Annotated in this window: 11 protein-coding genes; 5 read left to right on the forward strand and 6 right to left on the reverse strand. The window is 42.2% G+C overall.

Annotated elements, in window-relative coordinates:
* The first annotated feature begins 21 nt into the window (after nucleotides 1–21).
* From D7322_RS22025 to D7322_RS22045, 5 genes are all read left to right on the forward strand, one after another.
* The gene (locus tag D7322_RS22025) at nucleotides 22–3,012 is read left to right on the forward strand and encodes a SusC/RagA family TonB-linked outer membrane protein (protein WP_121126372.1); all 2,991 of its coding nucleotides are present in this window, start codon (nucleotides 22–24) and stop codon (nucleotides 3,010–3,012) included.
* Between the two features lie 17 nt (nucleotides 3,013–3,029).
* Nucleotides 3,030–4,589, forward strand: coding sequence for a RagB/SusD family nutrient uptake outer membrane protein (locus D7322_RS22030; RefSeq protein ID WP_121126373.1), 1,560 nt, complete (start codon nucleotides 3,030–3,032; stop codon nucleotides 4,587–4,589).
* A gap of 28 nt (nucleotides 4,590–4,617) precedes the next feature.
* Nucleotides 4,618–5,574: a glycoside hydrolase family 43 protein gene (locus D7322_RS22035; RefSeq protein WP_121126374.1), complete on the forward strand. Its 957-nt coding sequence runs from the start codon at nucleotides 4,618–4,620 to the stop codon at nucleotides 5,572–5,574.
* 51 nt (nucleotides 5,575–5,625) lie between these two features.
* Nucleotides 5,626–7,635 (forward strand): hypothetical protein, encoded by a 2,010-nt coding sequence (locus D7322_RS22040; protein WP_121126375.1) that lies wholly within the window; start codon nucleotides 5,626–5,628, stop codon nucleotides 7,633–7,635.
* Between the two features lie 142 nt (nucleotides 7,636–7,777).
* The gene (locus D7322_RS22045; protein ID WP_121126376.1) at nucleotides 7,778–8,356 is read left to right on the forward strand and encodes a hypothetical protein; all 579 of its coding nucleotides are present in this window, start codon (nucleotides 7,778–7,780) and stop codon (nucleotides 8,354–8,356) included.
* 53 nt (nucleotides 8,357–8,409) lie between these two features.
* Here D7322_RS22045 and D7322_RS22050 read toward each other — a convergent pair whose 3' ends face one another.
* From D7322_RS22050 to D7322_RS22075, 6 genes are all read right to left on the reverse strand, one after another.
* Nucleotides 8,410–8,721, reverse strand: a complete 312-nt coding sequence (locus D7322_RS22050) for a GNAT family N-acetyltransferase (RefSeq protein ID WP_121126377.1) — start codon at nucleotides 8,719–8,721, stop codon at nucleotides 8,410–8,412.
* Nucleotides 8,722–8,867: 146 nt separating this feature from the next.
* The gene (locus D7322_RS22055; RefSeq protein ID WP_121126378.1) at nucleotides 8,868–10,076 is read right to left on the reverse strand and encodes an MFS transporter; all 1,209 of its coding nucleotides are present in this window, start codon (nucleotides 10,074–10,076) and stop codon (nucleotides 8,868–8,870) included.
* An 89-nt stretch (nucleotides 10,077–10,165) separates the two neighbouring features.
* A complete protein-coding gene (locus D7322_RS22060; protein WP_121126379.1) occupies nucleotides 10,166–11,083 on the reverse strand; it encodes a helix-turn-helix domain-containing protein in 918 nt (305 codons plus the stop codon).
* 225 nt (nucleotides 11,084–11,308) lie between these two features.
* Nucleotides 11,309–12,475, reverse strand: coding sequence for an FN3 domain-containing metallophosphoesterase family protein (locus tag D7322_RS22065; RefSeq protein WP_121126380.1), 1,167 nt, complete (start codon nucleotides 12,473–12,475; stop codon nucleotides 11,309–11,311).
* A gap of 1 nt (nucleotide 12,476) precedes the next feature.
* Entirely contained in the window at nucleotides 12,477–14,267 is a 1,791-nt protein-coding gene (locus D7322_RS22070; RefSeq protein ID WP_121126381.1) for a RagB/SusD family nutrient uptake outer membrane protein, read from the reverse strand.
* Between the two features lie 5 nt (nucleotides 14,268–14,272).
* On the reverse strand, nucleotides 14,273–17,677 hold the full coding sequence (locus tag D7322_RS22075) for a TonB-dependent receptor (protein ID WP_245971415.1): 3,405 nt from the start codon (nucleotides 17,675–17,677) through the stop codon (nucleotides 14,273–14,275).
* Nucleotides 17,678–17,723: the final 46 nt, after the last annotated feature.

Here is a 17,723-nt window from a genome sequence, read left to right on the forward strand (position 1 = left end):
TTTACGCTAATAAATCAAATTATGAAGGGAAAATTTTTCATTCTTTTCTTGTGCTTGCTGTCCTTTACGGTAAAGTCACAAACGAGCAACCTTCAAGGGAGGGTATCGAGTGAAGAGGGGCGGCCATTGCCGGGTGTAACCGTTACCATAAAAGCATCAGGAACCGCAAAGACGACGGACGAAAATGGCCGTTATACAATTGCTGCCAGTAGCGGGCAGGAGTTGATCTTCTCTCTGATCGGTTTTCATTCCAAAACAATTTTATTTAACGGTGAGGCAGCCTTGGATGTCACACTTGAGGATGAAAACAAAGACCTGGAAGAAGTTGTTGTGATTGGGTATCAAACGATCAAAAAATCGGACCTGACGGGTGCCGTTTCAGTCTTTAATCCGAAGGAGATGAAAAATACCACGGTAACCGGGACAGTAGGGGATGCTCTGGCGACTTTACCCGGGCTCAGTGTACGCACGGCAGGCAACCCGGGGGCAGAAGGTAAGGTTGAGATCCGTGGTACAGGAACATTTGGGTCAAGCACTCCTTTATATGTCGTCGATGGGGTCGTGTCGGGAGCAAACCGGGATTTTAATTTCAACGATATTGAGAGTATCCAGGTGTTGAAAGATGCCTCCGCAGCTGCGATCTATGGTTCCAGGGCGGGGAATGGCGTTATCATCATAACAACTAAACAGGGCAAAGAGGGGCAGATGAAAATTGAACTTTCCTCCCGGGCCACTGCACAATGGCTGCCACGTTACAACTTAGCCGACCGAAATCTATGGCTGAGCTTGAATGACCTGGCATTTAGCAATGGGAATAGGCAATCGGCCAACCATTTCGAGGGGAATACCGATTGGCAGGAAGAGGTATTCAAAACAGGCTGGCTGCAGGATCAACAGATTGCTTTCTCAGGTGGAAGCAAAGAAAGCCGTTATTATATTTCGGGTAATTATCAGTCCAACACAGGGACCACGATCGGAACATCCAGTAAACGTTTTACGCTACGCTCCAATATGTCTACTTCACGCAACTTTGGAGAGCACGTCAAATTAAGTATCGGTGAGAATATTGTGCTGAGTAATTTTAATGTGCATGAACTCAATACCAATCCAATTGTCGATGTCTATCGCATGCTGCCAACCATTCCGATCTACGATGAAAATAATGCTGCCAAAGGAGGATATGGTATAGGCGATGGGAATCGGGATGTCACCTTTGGAACCAATCCTTTTGCCAAAGAAGATTTTGAGCAAACCGAGAATGGGAATCTGCGGACCAGAGGAAATGTATTTACTGAATTGGAACTGTTCAAGTCATTCAAATACCGTTTTAATTTTGGTTTTGACCTGAGTAACGATCGCCACATGTACCTTCGGAAGGAAGGTTTCTGGACCTATAACCAACCTTATGATCCTTCCTCCTTAAATAAAAACCAGGCCCAATACCGTGGATTGGTGTATGATAATACCTTAGAATATGCAAAGAAGTTTGACAAGCATGATGTCTCTGCCGTTGCGGGTATCAGTTATCAGACCTCCAATTATGAACAGCTGTGGGGAACGAAAAATAATGTGCTCATGTCTGGAAAAAACTATTTTACCAACTTGGATGCTGCACTGGACAACCCAAAGACCGGTAATTATCAAGATCTCGAAAAGTTATTTTCCGTCTTTGGCCGGGTTAATTATACGTATGATGATAAGTATCTGTTCAGTTTTACGATGCGCCGCGACGAATCCTCTAAATTTAATCCGGAATATCGGGTGGGCTATTTCCCATCTTTCTCCGGAGGCTGGCGCATTAGTAAAGAAGATTTTTTTCAGGTACCTTGGATCAATGATTTAAAGCTGCGCGCCAATTACGGTGTTTTGGGTACCTCCAATATCGGTGTTTGGGACTGGGTTTCTTTCATCAATGTGTTCCCTCAGGTCGCTTTTGGAGTTGATCAGACCGTGCAAAATGGGATGACCCAGGTCAAACTGGCCAATGCCGATCTCAAATGGGAGAAGGTAGCACAGTTCAATTCCGGATTTGACGCCCAGTTATTCTCGCACAAGCTCCAACTATCCGTGGACTATTTTATCAAAAAAACCAAAGATGTATTGACACCGATGCAGATCTTAATGGCTACGGGCAACAACGGCGGAAATCCTTACGTAAATGCTGCTTCCCTGCGCAATACAGGTATTGAACTTGCAACGGTATGGCGTGATCATATGGGTGAATTTGGTTATCAGATTGGCGTCAATGCATCCTATATTAAGAATAAGATCCTCAAATTAGGATATGACAAAAAGGAGTTTACGCAATGGGATACAAAATCCAAAGTTGGCAGCTCCATCGGTAACTGGTACCTGATCAAAACGGATGGTCTTTTCCGTTCAGATGAGGAAGTACAGGCATATAAAAATAGTCAAGGGCAATTGATTCAGCCCAACGCCAAACCCGGCGATGTAAAATATATAGATTTTAACGATGACGGACAGATTACAGATGCTGATCGACAGTATCTGGGACGGAGCATACCATTATATCAATTGGGGATGAATCTAGGCCTGGATTACAAAGGTTTCGATTTTCAGGTACAGTTGACAGGTGCATTTGGCTTCAAATCCTTTAATGGGCCACGCAGTGCGTATGACCGTTTTGATGACAATTCAAACTACCGCGCCGATTATGATCCTTGGACGCCAGAAAATCCCAATGCCAAAGACCCGCGTCCCATTTATGCGGATTCCCGAAATGTTCGCGGCGATCAGGACCGTTGGTTGGAGAATGGAAATTATGTTAAGATCAGACAGCTCGCTTTGGGCTATAACCTGCCGCGTACGTTGTTAGGAAAGACCTTGAAGCAGGTCCGGTTTTATGTCAATGCACAGAACCTGATCACCTTTACCTCCTATCGTGGACTGGATCCCGAGTTTTTGAATGGCAATATCTGGGATCGAAGCTATGATGGTGGCGCATTTCCCAATGCCAAAGGTTTCACTTTCGGAGCCCAAATTACTTTTTAACCTAATCTTTGAACGCAATGAAAAAGCTACTCTATATTTTTTTGGCGGCAGGCCTAATGCAAGCCTGCAAAGTGGATGTCGAAAATCCCAACACCATTACCGTAAAGACCTATTGGAAAACCGAACAGGATGCGGTACGCGGGGTCAATGCAGTGTACAATATGTTCTATAAACCGGGCACCTTTAGTCGCTGGATGTGGTTTCGTTTGGATCTAACCTCAGACGAAGGATTTAGTCAAAGTCCCTGGGCCGAACTCAAAGAATGGACACAGTTTCGGTACAATAACTACAACTTCTGGGAAGGAAATGCCTGGACCTATCGCGATTGCTACGAGGCTATTTTCCGTGCAAATCAAGTCCTGCATTATACGCCGGATATTACATTTGCCAACCCCTCAGATAAGGATCCCATCCTCGGGCAAGCGTATTTCTTGCGGGGATTGTATTACTATTACCTCGCGCTATTATGGGGTGGTACCAATCCCAGTCTTCCAATTGTATTGGAACCTTCAACCCCGGGAATTCAACCGGAAGGGCATACCGAAGCAGAAGTTTATGCGCAGGCAATCGCAGATTTTAGTAAAGCTGAAAGCTTATTGCCTGACACATGGGGTGGTTCCGAAAAAGGAAGGGCAACCAAAGGTGCGGCATTGGCTTTTCGTGCAAAATCATATATGCAGCTGCACCAATGGAATGAAGCAAAGGCAGATTTGGCCTGGCTGGTAACAGGGGCCGGGAAGGGGTATTATAACTTGACAGCCAATTATTTTGATAATTTCGATAAAGCGAAAGAGAATAATGTGGAGTCTGTTTTTGAAATCCAATATTCAGACGCCAATCCCTCTCCTGCGGGCGATGGTGACTTAGATGTGGGGCCTAATCTAGGCTTGAACCGTGGACAGTTTTTTGCCCCTCCGGGCATTGGTTGGACAGATGGAGAACTTCGGCCCTGGTTAGTTGATGCATTTAAGAAAGAAAAAAATATGGACAATGGATTTGATGTACGATTGCGGTATACGGCATTTTATAATGGAATGCAGGATGATTTTCCGAATAATAACAAAATTTATCGATTGACAAGTGATGCCGCCCAGTGGAGCAATTGGCCCGGACGTGTTTTTTTTAGAAAATATGGGTCAGATTACTTCCGTGATTTTGATGACTACTATAATCCAACAAATGTGCGTTTAATTCGTTTTTCCGATGTGTTGTTGATGTATGCAGAATGCATTGCAGCCTCAAATGGTTCATTAACAGAGGCTGTAGCCCTTGTCGACCGTGTTCGTGAACGTGTAAATATGCCAAAATTAGCCTTGAATTACCCCGGCGCAACGACTGATAAAACCGCATTCCTGAAAAGATTGCAGACCGAAAGGGTATTGGAACTAGCTACGGAAGGACATCGCTGGGCAGATCTAAAACGTTGGGGTCTGGTAGATTCCCAAGAAGGGCTTGCCGAATTGAAGCAAAGGGATGCCGATTTTAATAATTTTACCTTAGGGAAACATCGCTCATTGCCAATTCCTTCAGATGAGGTCAACAATAATCCAAATGTAAAGCAAAACCCAAATTATTAATGGCTTGGCCGTATAAATTTTATAGGAAATGAAAAAACTAATTTATATCTGTTTACTATTGCTATTTTCACTGTATAGCTTCAGCTGCTCAAAATCCGAAAAAAGTGATTTTATATTCGAACCTGCCGTGCCGTTGGGTGATCCATTTATTCTCTTATATGAAGGTACTTATTACGCTTACGGTACAAATGCCGAAAATGGTATCGAAGTATATACTTCGGATGATCTTCGTTATTGGAGCAAATCAAATGCACTGGCACTGAAAGGTGAGGATTCCTGGGGTGGACGTTGGTTCTGGGCTCCCGAAATCTACTATATCAAGGATAAAAAGAAGTTCTATATGTATTACAGTGCCAACGAACATATTTGTGTTGCGACCTCAGATTCCCCGTTGGGACCATTTGTTCAGGAGCCAAAAACACCAATGCTAGCAAATGAAAAGGCCATTGACAATAGCCTGTTTATCGACAATGATGGTACGGCCTACCTCTATTTTGTCCGTTTTAATAATGGATCCGCAGTGTGGTCGGCGAAACTCGCTGCTGACCTGAAAACGATCGATGGTAACACCCTGAAACAGCATATCTCGGTATCACAGGAATGGGAAAAAGTATGGGGATTGGTTAATGAAGGTCCATTTGTCATTAAACATAATAACCTATATTACATGACCTATTCGGCGAATAGCTACGAAAGCCAGCGCTACGGTATTGGTCTGGCTACAGCAAGTTCACCTACAGGACCTTGGACAAAATATGCTGGCAATCCAATTCTGCAGTTGCCCGTGGATCTGGTAGGAGTAGGGCATAATGCGCTTTTTTGGGATAAAGACGGGAAACTCAAAATCGTTTTCCATGCGCATCATAGCAAAGATAGTATCCATCCACGGGCGATGTACATTGCCGATGTTAGTTGGACGACGGATGCGGTTCCCCTGATGAAGATATCCCCCGAAATTATTCGCCCGAAAATAAAAAGAAAATAAACCAGCAAAATATATATAGCCAGAAATGGGTACTCAATAACAATCATTCGAATGAAAAAAAACTTTTTAATTTCTTTATTATTAGTCGCAAACTCGTATGCCCTGAGCGCTCAGGAAATGAGCCAGGCGATCCTGTTGAAGGCACCGGGCAATCCGGCCAAACGCTTTGAACTACTTGATAATGGTGGGCAGACACTGGAGTCCACTACGATTATGCCCTTGGATGTGAAGCAGACTATTGTCAAAAATGGAGGGACAACAATTGTCAATGTAGTTGTAACTGCCAAAGAACGGGTATACTTTAATTTTGAAAAAACATTTAAAATTAAAAAGTATACACATACCGAAAGTGAGTTTCTGATGCCGGGTTTCTGGTATCATAAAAATATGCGGTCACCGCAGGAGGCACCTTCCTTTAAAACCAGCGATAGCTGGCAGGTACGGGAAGACCGCCTTAGCACACCTTTGACTGGTGTTTTCAATGCGGCTTCTAATACATATTATACCGTTATCCGATTAGATAAAATAGAACGGGATGCCTTGACCCCACTTCAAGGTGGAGAGGTGATTCTAAGTGGTAAAACTGATCTTGGATTTACCGGATTTAAAAATGTAGATGGAACCTCAGCTTTGGTCTTTGGGTTTCCTTATCACGAAGCACCCAAGACTTATCTCCGAAAATTAACCTTAGCTCCCGAGGTTGTTGCCTTTGAAAAACTTGAAAAAGGTGAAACAAGACATCTTTCCTGGGAGATCAATGAAGGTAAAGCCGATAATTATGGTGATTTTGTGTCCAAGGCATGGACTTATTCCTACGACAGGCAGAAGCCGTCGACGTTTCCGACTGTTTATACTCCGGATCAAGCCAAAGATATTTTAGCAAATTTCTTTAAGGAGAGTTATGTCGGTGACAAGGAACTAAAATACTATTCAGGAGTACATATGCGGACAGATGATTGCAACAATACCGGATCCGCAGAAGTGGGATTTGTGGGGCGAGTCTTGCTCAACGCATACAATGCACTTGAATATGGAGAAACTCACGGGCAGACTCAATTGGTCAGCAACGCTAAGGCAATATTTGACAGTTATCTACAGCATGGTTTTACCGATAGTGGATTTTTTAGGGAGTTCGTCGATTTTACACACAACAACGAAACAAAAGAATTCAGTATTCGACGACAGTCGGAGGGGATCTTTGCGATGCTAAATTACCTCGGTTATGAACAGAAAAAGGGTAGAAAGCATCCTGAATGGGAACGGCGTATTAAAAAGTTACTTGGCAATTTTGCAAAACTCCAGCAGGCGGATGGAAGCTTTCCCCGTAAATTTGACGATCAGCTACAGGTAAAAGATGGCAGCGGCGGTAGCACACCTTCGGCCACGGTTCCATTGGTTATGGCTTCTGTTTATTTTAAACAAGGGGAATATCTTCAACAGGCGCAAAAATCTGCAATATATTTAGAACGGGAGATTATTTCTAAATCAGATTACTTTTCGTCCACCTTAGATGCCAATTGTGAGGATAAGGAAGCATCTTTATATGCTTCTACAGCAATGTATTATTTGGCCTTGGTAAGTAAAGGGAAAGAGCGTCAATATTATTTGGAGCAGTGTAAGAAAGCAGCTTATTTTTGTCTCACTTGGTACTATACCTGGGATGTGCCTTTTGCCGCCGGACAAATGTTGGGCGATGTTGGTTTTAAATCCCGTGGCTGGGGAAATGTCTCTGTTGAGAACAACCATGTCGATGTTTTTATCTTTGAATTCGCAGCTGTTCTCGATTGGCTCGCCAAGGAAACCAAAGAACAGCGGCTCTCCGCTTTTTCGAGTGTGATTAAGAGTTCCATGTTACAATTGATGCCGGTTAAAGACCATCTTTTTAATATCGCAAAAATAGGATATTATCCAGAGGTCGTACAACATACGAATTGGGATTATGGAAAAAATGGGAAAGGATTTTACAACGATATTTTTGCCCCTGGTTGGACTGTTGCTTCCCTTTGGGAGTTGCTGAGCCCATCCAGAACAGCTGATTTTCTATCAATGGCGCGAAAATAGTGGTCGTGTGTTTATATGGAGCCACGTCGGGAGATGTGGCTTTTTTATGCTAAAATTTTTCTGGGTTGGTATGGCAACAGAGATTTCCTCATTACATATTATTGGTTCCTTGTTACTGGATTAGCGTTCAGTTTAACTTGTTATGGAAAAAATATGTATTTTTAGTGATATCAATTCTTACAGCATCATGATCTATAATATCTTCAAAAAGATTTTTATCATCATCTCAGTGCTAATAATCTTGAGTTCTTGTAGTAATAAAAAAGCTGAAACATTCAATTCCCTTCTTTCAACTAAAGAATCCCGGGCATTTTCTATGCTCGTGGGCGAGAAAGGGCTCGAATCTACAAAACTGAAGCAGCTTATTGCACACGAATATGGTCAGGCTTTACATACCATTGATCAGCAGGAGCTGGTGTTTGATTCCATTATTAACGATATTAAGAAGGCGGACATTGTCGGTCTGGTAGAAGGAAAGGAGGTTCAGTTGGAAGCTATAAATTACTATAGAGCTTTAAAGGATCTTTTTATGTTTACCAGAAAAGAAATAGAACAGGAGAAACGAATGCGTAGCGGAACAAAGGAACAACAATATGATGCACAGGATCAACTGCTTGTACTTGCCCGAGAAAAACAAATTCGTTATCAACAGGTCTATAAAAGCAGTGAAAAACTCCATACCAAAAGGAAGCAATTTGAAACCAAAAATGGACTTAAATAAGATGTTATTAAACGATTTTATCTAAATCGAGCATATCGGCAGCCTTGGTTGGCTTAGGCGTCTCCTATAAAGATAAAATACTCGCCAAGCTTGTTTGCTGTCGAAATATTACAGATCCCAGCATAGCCAATAAGTGTATTTGAATTAGTGAGAAAAATCCCCCAGTTATAATTTTTTGAATCGTTGACCACAGAGATAAACCATTTATCGATTGCTTCTCTTGTATTCAAAGATTGAAATGAAGAAAGGGAATATTTAATTGCTTCCGGATCGTTTAGCCAGGTATAAAATGATGTGACATCCTGGATTGATAGGGGCTTCAAAATTATCGTTTGAGTCCATTTATTTGATATTTTTTCTCGCATTAATAATCAGTTATCAATACCTAAGGAACATTTTTCGATTTTAAATGTAAAAAACAGTTCGATTTCTTACAATAGAAAGTAATTTTGGCATGTTTAAAAATAATAAAACATCTTATCTCTCCTCGAAATTGATTGGACTGCTGTGATTAACTCTTCTGCTCAGCGTTAACTTTCTGTAATTTCCACATAAATAGCATGATAATGATCAGGAAGGCCGAAAAGATAAAATAACGCCAAGCCAGCCCATTTTGCGTTGTCACTTTTCCGCTTATAGCAACAATGATGTTAGATAGCGATGTTACGATATAAACCATTCCACCCATTAAACCGCCAGCAGTACCTGCATGTTTTGGGAAAAATAACATGCTAGTGGTAAAAAAGCTTGTAAACAAGACGCCCGAAATCGTATGAATAAAAAATGCAAAACCTACCATAATGTATAGATTCTGTTGAAATATGCCGACCACCATTAAAGCGATAATAAGAGATGACTGCAATAGAACTGGAGCAATCACACGTGCAACGAAGTCAAGATGCATACACTTTTTTGTGATAAACCCACCGATCATCCAAGAAAAACCAAGCATCAAAGTACAGTAGCCAATTGTAACGGATGAAAAATGAAATGTATTTTCGATAATAAATGGGCCTGTAATATTGAACAGCATAACAATGGAGTAACTAAATCCCAACACCAAAATCCCCAATATAAAACGCTTATTCTGCAACATCATTTTATACAGGTTCAAGTTATCCCGTAGGTTGATTTTTTTCTTTTCGGCAATACTTTCTCCACTATAAAGGATTTCAAACAACAATAAGCCACTGGCGTAAAAAGTAAGAAAATAGAAGTTGGCTCGCCAATTGAATATTTTTTCCAAATAGCCGCCCAGAAATGGCGCAAGTATCGGACCGCAGGACCAGACAATTGTAAAGTAACTCAGGTAATTCTTTAATCGCTCACCGGCATAAAGATCCACGAAAAGCGCACGCGTGGCCACCACCAGAATGGATATGGCCACACCTTGGACTACTCTTAAGAGACAAATCAAAAATACGCTGTCTGTATGCGTTATCAAAAGGCTGCTTAGTATCAACAGTATCAAAGCCGAGACTTTCGGAAGATAACGGCCGATACTGTCAAGAATGTTGCCTATAAATAACTGGGAGATACCATAACTGAGTAAATAACTTGTTAACGTCAATTGAATATCCCGCTCGTGAACATGTAAACTTTTAGCCATTGCCGGAAACGAAGGCAGGTAGATGTCCGTTACAAACCCAGAAAGGGGCATGGATACAAATGCCATGAACGTAACTAGTTTAATGCGGTGTGCGGATGCTTCTCTCAACATTGTCTTGCTCTTTTTTATGAAACAAAACTAGAGACTTTTTTGATAGCGTTAGTACTATTTGATAAAGTAAAAATTACGAAAATCAAATATTACTTGTTTGTATGTCTGAATTTAAGCGGGGATGTTCCTGCATTTTTTTTAAAGAAGTTGTTGAAATGAGCTGGTTCTTCAAATCCGAGTGTATAACCGATTTCGGCTACATTCCAATCGGTGTAGATTAATAGATTTTTAGCTTCTTCAAAAATTTTTCTTTTGATAATTTGGGTAGTAGTCAGATTAGTAACCGATTTGACAGAAGCATTTAGGTGGTTGACATGAACATTCAGCTGTCGTGCGAAATCTGCCGCTGTATGTAAGGCCAGTGGATATGCAGGGGAATCCAGAGGAAACTGTTTATGTAGCAGTTCGTCGAATAAGCGATACATTCGGAGACTTCCGGATTGATCCTGTGGGGCTACATCTTCCACTCGCCATTCCAGTGCAAGGTGGAGAATTGAAGCTAAATTGCTCTTGATCGCACTGCAGCGCAAAGGATAACCGGAGTTATTCAGACGGAACATATTGTCAAAAAAAGTTGTAACTAGGTTTAGTTGCTCCGCATCCAGAAAAACAATCGGCTTACTCCATTCTTTGAATAATGAGGTCTTTTTAAAAGGTTCAAATGTTTGACTACCAGTGAAAAATTCTTGGTTGAATAAACAAAAGTATCCCTCTTGTTTATTTGTGTCACAGACCCAGCTGTAAGGAATATTCAATGCTGGTAAAAAAAGAGCAGGCCGATCTATATACAACTCATGTGGACCATATTTAAACCAACCTTTCCCCAAGATCAGACTGATCTTATAAAAATCACGTCTATTGTAAGGCGTTTTAAAATCACAGTACTTACGGGGTGATATATTAAAATGTGATTTTCCGAGCTCCACATCCAATATTGTCCCATCGTTGGAATGCAGATGGCTCAATCGCTTGTAATAATCTTGTATGGTCTCTAATGTTTCACTCATGATTTTACAAAGTTACAAAAATCAAATGTAATCATCGCTTTTTGTCAAACAGCCAACTTAATGTAACCCTTAAAGACGAAGAAGAGGAGGGGTCTGAAACGTAAAATACTTACGTCCAGAATAAAATAGCTGAAATATGCCAAAAGATGATTGGGCCAAGATCCAAGAAAAAGAGGAGTTTCAAAAACTTTGGAAACTCCTCTTTTGTCAGAAAATTAATGGGAATTAGTTGAGCGGATTGATCACAACCTGATCCACGACTTTCCCTTGCTGATCCAGGATTTTAAATGTTCCTTTTTCATTGTTTAGATCCACCCGAAGTACATTGTTGTTTGAGTTTACAATAATGGGGAAATGGGTGCTGTTTGTTGCATTTTGGATAATATGTTTATGCAGATGGCCAGATAACATAATTTGCGCACCGCCCTTATTTAGGATGGGAACAAATTTTTCTAAGATTTCCTGTTCGCCATGCCAACCTCCGAAAGGGGGCATATGACAGATGACTATCTTATATTTGGCATCTTTAAATGACGGATCTTCAACCGCCTGTGCCAGCCAAGCAGCCTGTTCTGTGCGATAATTATCCATTTCGACAATACCACTGTATTCGATATCCGTATCGGGTTTGTCTTCGCCACAGTCAAGTACGATGAAACCTGTGTTGCCGTGTCGGAACTGATAATAGAGTTTGCCTGTCGGTGTGGGGAAATATTTTGGATACTCAGTCGCAAAGGGTCCACGGGTTTCGTGGTTTCCCCGTGAATAGAACATGGGTTTTTCACTCGCAAATCTTTTAATGGCCGTGTCCATGAATCCGTCATATAGTTGTTTCTCGCTCAGGAGATTATTGACCATATCTCCATTGAAAACAACAAAATCGCTTGTTTTTAAATCGCCGACATCCAATAGTTTATCCAGAACCTCGTTGCGTTCATGGATATCGTTGACAACAGTAAAATGAGTCGAGGCAGCATTGCCAAGTGTCTGAAAGGATAATGGCGCCTGCCGATAGACGTTGCTGGCCACAACTTTTCCATATTGTACATTGACACCTTCATGTTTTAAAACTTGTTGACTGTATACACGGTATCGGTATCGTGTTCCCGGTTTCAGATTGTTCAAGTTAACCTGATGTAGCGTGCCAACTTTCTTAAAACCGTAGGCTGATGCAAAATACTTGGGTCTCTCTTTAAAGTAAAAATGGCTCGAGTCCTCCGGTGCCAGCTCTACCCATCCCGTTGCCGGTAGATCTGTTGTCCAAACAATGGACACCGAATGTTCGGTCAGTCCTTGGATAAAAGGGAGATGGGTTATTTTGATATCTTCTTGTCCAATAGCCAACAAACTATTGAACAGGAGTAAAGCGATCATGAGATGCAATGTTTTCATGTTAATATCCGGGGTTTTGAATGAGTAAATTGTTCTTTTTTAATTCATCGCGTAAGATAGGTAGAAAATAAGCTTTATCCATCCAGCTGTATTTCTCAAAATCAATATGTCTGATCGTCGGTATGCTTGCCGTGCTGTGGTCAGGGTTCATTTTGTACACAATGTCTGCGACCTTTGTCGTTCGGTTATAAATTTGAGGCCCTAATAGCCAACGACGGACATCATAGAAACGATGTTCTTCAAAAGCCAGCTCTATTCTTCTTTCATTGCGGTACCTTTCTTTTAGCGCGGCTCCTACGTCGGTAATGACCGGCATCCCGGCTCTTTTACGGATCATATTTAAGTAGATGCGGGCTTCGTCCTCCAGTCCCAATTCAATGCAGGCTTCAGCATAATTCAAAAGGACTTCCGCATAACGCATGAAACGCCAGGTCACCGCTTGCTTATCGTATTGCGCGTTTACTGCAGGATCGATATATTTTCGTAAATAATAGCCTGTATATGCGCCGTTCCAATCTTCGATCGTGCTTTTTCGAGTATCGACACCGTAAACCAGGTCAATTTTGCCAGTAGTAGCGTTCCAACGTTCCCATCTTCCTGTCTGTACTTTATTTTCAGGATCCAGGCCTTTCGCATCATCTGGTCTTTGTCTCCAGGAGGCACCATTATAAAGCACTGTTGCTGCAAATCTGGGATCTCTATTGTTGTAAGGATCTGCCGCCATAGCTGGATCGGACCAATCAAACTTTTTACCGTCCAGGGTTTCGAAATCATCGACAAAGTCTCCGAGCGGCGCATTTGTACCCCAGCCATGGTAACCATTGGGCGAAGAGTAGAGGCCCACACGCTGGCCCATAGGAATGGTAAAGTATTTAATGAAAATATCTTCTTCGGTGTTTTTACTAAGGAAAAGTTCCGTAAGGTTTTGGGAAATATTATCCGTTACAGCCGGGATAGCTTTATACAATCTATATTTGTTCAGATCAATGACAGCTTTGGCCGCATCTTTTGCCGCCTGCCATCTTGCTGAGCGGTTTCCGTCCATATAACGAATCAATTCAGGTTTTTCAAATCCCGGAAATACATCTTTGTTATAAAGGTCACTCGCTGCATAAAGCAGGATCCTGGCCTTCAATGCGAGTGCTGCTCCCTTGGTTGCGCGTCCCAGGTTGGCTCCCGTATGGTCGAGCGGCAATAGTTGGGCAGCTTTGTCAAGTTCCGCCGTCATAAATTTGACGCAATCCGCATACGAACTTCGTTCTTTCTGAAATTCATCAGTCAATGCATACGGCTCCGTGATTAACGGCACACCACCATAAGTACTTGTCAGTAGGTGATAGTAATATGCCCGCATGAAATGCATTTCACCAGTCATACGATCTTTCATCGTTTTCCCATCAATGAGATTGGCGGAGAATGGAACTTGATCAACTTTCGAAAAAAAGAGATTGCAATACCGTATACTTTTATACAAATCAGCCCAGGATCGATAACGCGATACTCCCCAACCCAGGAGGTCATCCGGAGACTGGATGCTACGGTTAAAATTTAGGGAAGCTGCGTTTCCACGGTAATGCCCTTCATCGACCAGGTTGGCTTTGAACCGGCCATCTGTCAAGGGCTCGTCCAGTCGGAAATACAATTGATTGATAAATGTCTCTACCAATGCGGGGTCGGTCCAGACCGCGTTTTCGGAAAATTCCGTTGAAGGATCTGTATTTAAAAAGTCCTTTTGACAAGACCCAAGTGCCAACGTTGCTAGCAATATGAATAGATTAAATTGTCGTTTCATGGTGATTAAAATGTTAGTGAAAGGCCCAGGTTATAGACTCTGTTTAGTGGGTACGCCGTTGCTGCGGTAGTTTCCGGATCAAAGTCCTTTACTTTTGTCCAGGTCAGCAGGTTCTGTCCACTGAAATATAGCTGCAATCTGGTCAATCGGAGTTTTTTACAGATATCTTCGGAGAAATTGTAACCAAATTCGAAATTTTTCAACCTGACATAATTGGAGCTTTGCAACCAATAGGTATTATCGTTGGATCTCCAATATTCGTTGTATCTGTTCCACGTACGCGGTTTTGAAGCATCAGGATTATCCGCTGTCCATCGCCCTTCGACATTTTGCTTGAGATAATTACCTGCCTCCCCCTGCATCTCATAGTAATTGTTACGAATGGCGCCCGCAGCACCTTGGAAGAATAAGCTTGTATAAAATCCTTTATAAGATAAGTCAATATTAAATCCACCGGTCAATGTCGGAAGTTCTGTTTTTTCGGATCTCACACGATCCAGACCATCTATTTTACCATCCTTATTCACATCTTCAAAGATGATGTCCCCGGGCCTTGCTCCGGCCCAGTGTGGATAAGCGTCGACAGCTGCCTGATCTCGAAATATACCTATCTCATTGTAATAGAGCTTAGCATTCATAGGTCTGCCTGTGGACTGTTGATAATCAGGGATTCCCGGAGTTTCATCCCAAAAGCGAATACGATTATGATTGGTGGCGATATTTCCATTGACAGCGTAGTGAAAACCATTGGCCTGGTCAGCATAACCTAGCTGCAATTCAAATCCTTTGTTTGTCACTTCGCCAATATTTTCTTTAGGTAAGGTTAGTCCTGAAGTGGCGGGAACGGAGGCATTTCTGTTCCATAGTATATTGGTTCGGATATTATAAAAATATTCAGCGGTCAGCGTTAGCTTGTTATTCAAAAATTTGGCGTCTAGACCAAAATTGGATTGATTGGCAACCTCCCAGGTTACATTTGGATTGGGTATTCTGAGCTCATTCAGTACTTTATTTTCTTGTGTACCGTTAAAAACGTAGACATTGGAAGCGCCTGTGAGGAAACCGTAACTTGACATAAATTGATAGTCATCTATGCGATCATTACCCGTTTGCCCCCATGAAGCCCTTAGTTTTAGGTCTGAAATCACAGACTTGATCGGCTGCCAGAATGTCTCATTGGATAAGCGCCATCCTCCGGATACTCCAGGGAAAAAACCGAATCGTTTGTTGCTTGGAAATTTATAGGAACCGTCATAACGCCATAAGAATTCCAATAAATATTTGTTGTCAAAGTCATAATTCAGACGGCCAAAATAATTGAGTCTGGCCTGCATGGCGGATTGACCGGAATTATCTTTTTCAGCATCGCCGCCCGCGAATAGCTCTTCGATGGCAGCAGATACATAATATTTTCTAAAGGCGTAAAATTCCATATTATCACCTTTGATTTTTTCCAGTCCCAATAGGCCATTGAAATGGTGTTTTTCACCTAAATTTCGTTCGTAACGAATCAGCGCATTTAAAGTCAATAGGTTTTTGGTGTCAAAGTCTTGTCGGAGCTGTGGTGCCGTGAATCCCTTCAGTCCGGCGACCAAGATGGGTGTGCCGTTATTGTCCACGGATTTGCCATCCCAATTGTACAATGTCCATGGAGTCTGCCATAATTTGTCGCTCTGTAATGTCCTATCATACGCAACGTTTCCACTTACAGACAAACCTTCGATTCCGGGAACTGTGATTTCTAGATTAGCCCTTGATTCGAGCATCATGGTTTTATTTCGATCGTAACCGGTCTGATTGGTTGTGATAACGACGGGATTATTTCCGTATTCTATATCCGGACCATTTTGTCCAGTAGGCCAGTAGGCATGCATGTTCGGTTTACCTCGCAAGATCATCCCAAAGATATCCGCTGCGGAGCGCGTCGGATAATTTCGGTTATATTCACGCAATGCGGCATTAACCCCATATTTTATATAATCATTGAATTTTCCGTTTAGATTGCTCCTGAAATTGTACTGGTTAAACTTCGTTGCTGAATTTTTATAGATGGCATCCTGTTTATCGTACCCTCCCGAGATATAATAATTGAGGTATTCCGAACCGCCCGTGATATTGAGCGCGGTTTTATGCTGCGGTGCAGCCGCATGAAATGTGGCGGCAAACCAATCTGTATTTGGATATTTCCAGCTATCCGTACCCGAGCGGAATAAGGCTAGTTCCTCTTCACTATATTTTGGTTTCTGGCCAGCATAGAGGCCGATCTCATTAAGCATTTGCGCATATTCCGCGGCGTCTGCCATCTTTGGGATAACAGTGGGCTGGGACCATCCCTGATTATGTGTTAGGCTGACCTGCGGTTTACCGCTTTTTCCTTTTTTTGTTGTTACGAGAATAACGCCATTAGCGGCTTGCGAACCATAGATGGCCGCCGATGCATCCTTTAATATCGTCACACTTTCAATATCCTGCGGATTGAGCCTTTCAATAGATCTGTTGGCGATACCATCGACCACAATCAGTGGTGAGTTGTCTCCCAGGGTGTTGGCTCCCCGGATCCGAAGTGTGGAATTGTCACTCCCAGGCTCCCCGGAAGTCGTTGTCGCCACTAAACCCGGTAGCCGACCCGCAAGCGTATTTGTGACGTTCATTACGGGAGCTCTATCCAGTACATCCCCTTTGACATCAACAATAGACCCTGTGACGGTTGATGCTTTTTGAGTACCATATCCTACAATCACCACTTCCTCCATCGAAGTTACGGTTTGTTGGAGTCTGATCTCGATATTTTCGTTTGATGTGACCTTATAGTCTATCGCCTGATACCCGACCATACTGACATGAAGTGTGGGCGTATTGCCGGAAACCGATAGCGTAAAAGAACCATCTTCAAGTGTGGAAGTCCTATTGACTGCTCCCACCTCATTTACGGTCGCATTGGCCAATGGAACTCCCTTTGCGTCCAAGATTTTCCCCTTTACGATCTTCTGTTGGACTGCGGTAATCTTTCCTTCAATAGCTTCATGTGCCGTATTGGCAGCTTTGCTAAGAATAATATTTTTGTCGACTATTTTATAGACAATTTGATATTTGCTCAGCAATTCATCCAGTACAGATTCCAGCGGCGCATTGATAAATTTTACATCCGCTGTGCGTTTTTTTGGCAAAAGCGATTCTTTATATAGGATATTATATCCACTTTGCTTCTGAATATCCCTTAACAAGGTTTCGAGGCTTGCTTTATTTTTTTTGAGATTGATTGATTGTCCGAAAGAACTAGCATACGTGCTTAGGCTAGTTGCGAGGAGTAGAGGCACTGCGATAGACAGTTTCATAACCAATGGTTTGAGGATGATATTCTCCCTAAAATCCATAGGAAGAACAGACCGATTTTTTTTGTATTTTTGCATTCGGTTGATATTTTAAGTTAATATTTGATAAGATGTGTCAACTGTC

It is taken from the genome of Sphingobacterium puteale (assembly GCF_003627955.1).
Lineage (GTDB): Bacteria > Bacteroidota > Bacteroidia > Sphingobacteriales > Sphingobacteriaceae > Sphingobacterium > Sphingobacterium puteale.

Coding starts and splice junctions, on each gene's coding strand:
- D7322_RS22025 (WP_121126372.1), top strand. CDS start 22: ATGAAGGGAAAATTTTTCATTCTTTTCTTGTGCTTGCTGTCCTTTACG.
- D7322_RS22030 (WP_121126373.1), top strand. CDS start 3,030: ATGAAAAAGCTACTCTATATTTTTTTGGCGGCAGGCCTAATGCAAGCC.
- D7322_RS22035 (WP_121126374.1), top strand. CDS start 4,618: ATGAAAAAACTAATTTATATCTGTTTACTATTGCTATTTTCACTGTAT.
- D7322_RS22040 (WP_121126375.1), top strand. CDS start 5,626: ATGAAAAAAAACTTTTTAATTTCTTTATTATTAGTCGCAAACTCGTAT.
- D7322_RS22045 (WP_121126376.1), top strand. CDS start 7,778: ATGGAAAAAATATGTATTTTTAGTGATATCAATTCTTACAGCATCATG.
- D7322_RS22050 (WP_121126377.1), bottom strand. CDS start 8,721: ATGCGAGAAAAAATATCAAATAAATGGACTCAAACGATAATTTTGAAG.
- D7322_RS22055 (WP_121126378.1), bottom strand. CDS start 10,076: ATGTTGAGAGAAGCATCCGCACACCGCATTAAACTAGTTACGTTCATG.
- D7322_RS22060 (WP_121126379.1), bottom strand. CDS start 11,083: ATGAGTGAAACATTAGAGACCATACAAGATTATTACAAGCGATTGAGC.
- D7322_RS22065 (WP_121126380.1), bottom strand. CDS start 12,475: ATGAAAACATTGCATCTCATGATCGCTTTACTCCTGTTCAATAGTTTG.
- D7322_RS22070 (WP_121126381.1), bottom strand. CDS start 14,267: ATGAAACGACAATTTAATCTATTCATATTGCTAGCAACGTTGGCACTT.
- D7322_RS22075 (WP_245971415.1), bottom strand. CDS start 17,677: ATGCAAAAATACAAAAAAAATCGGTCTGTTCTTCCTATGGATTTTAGG.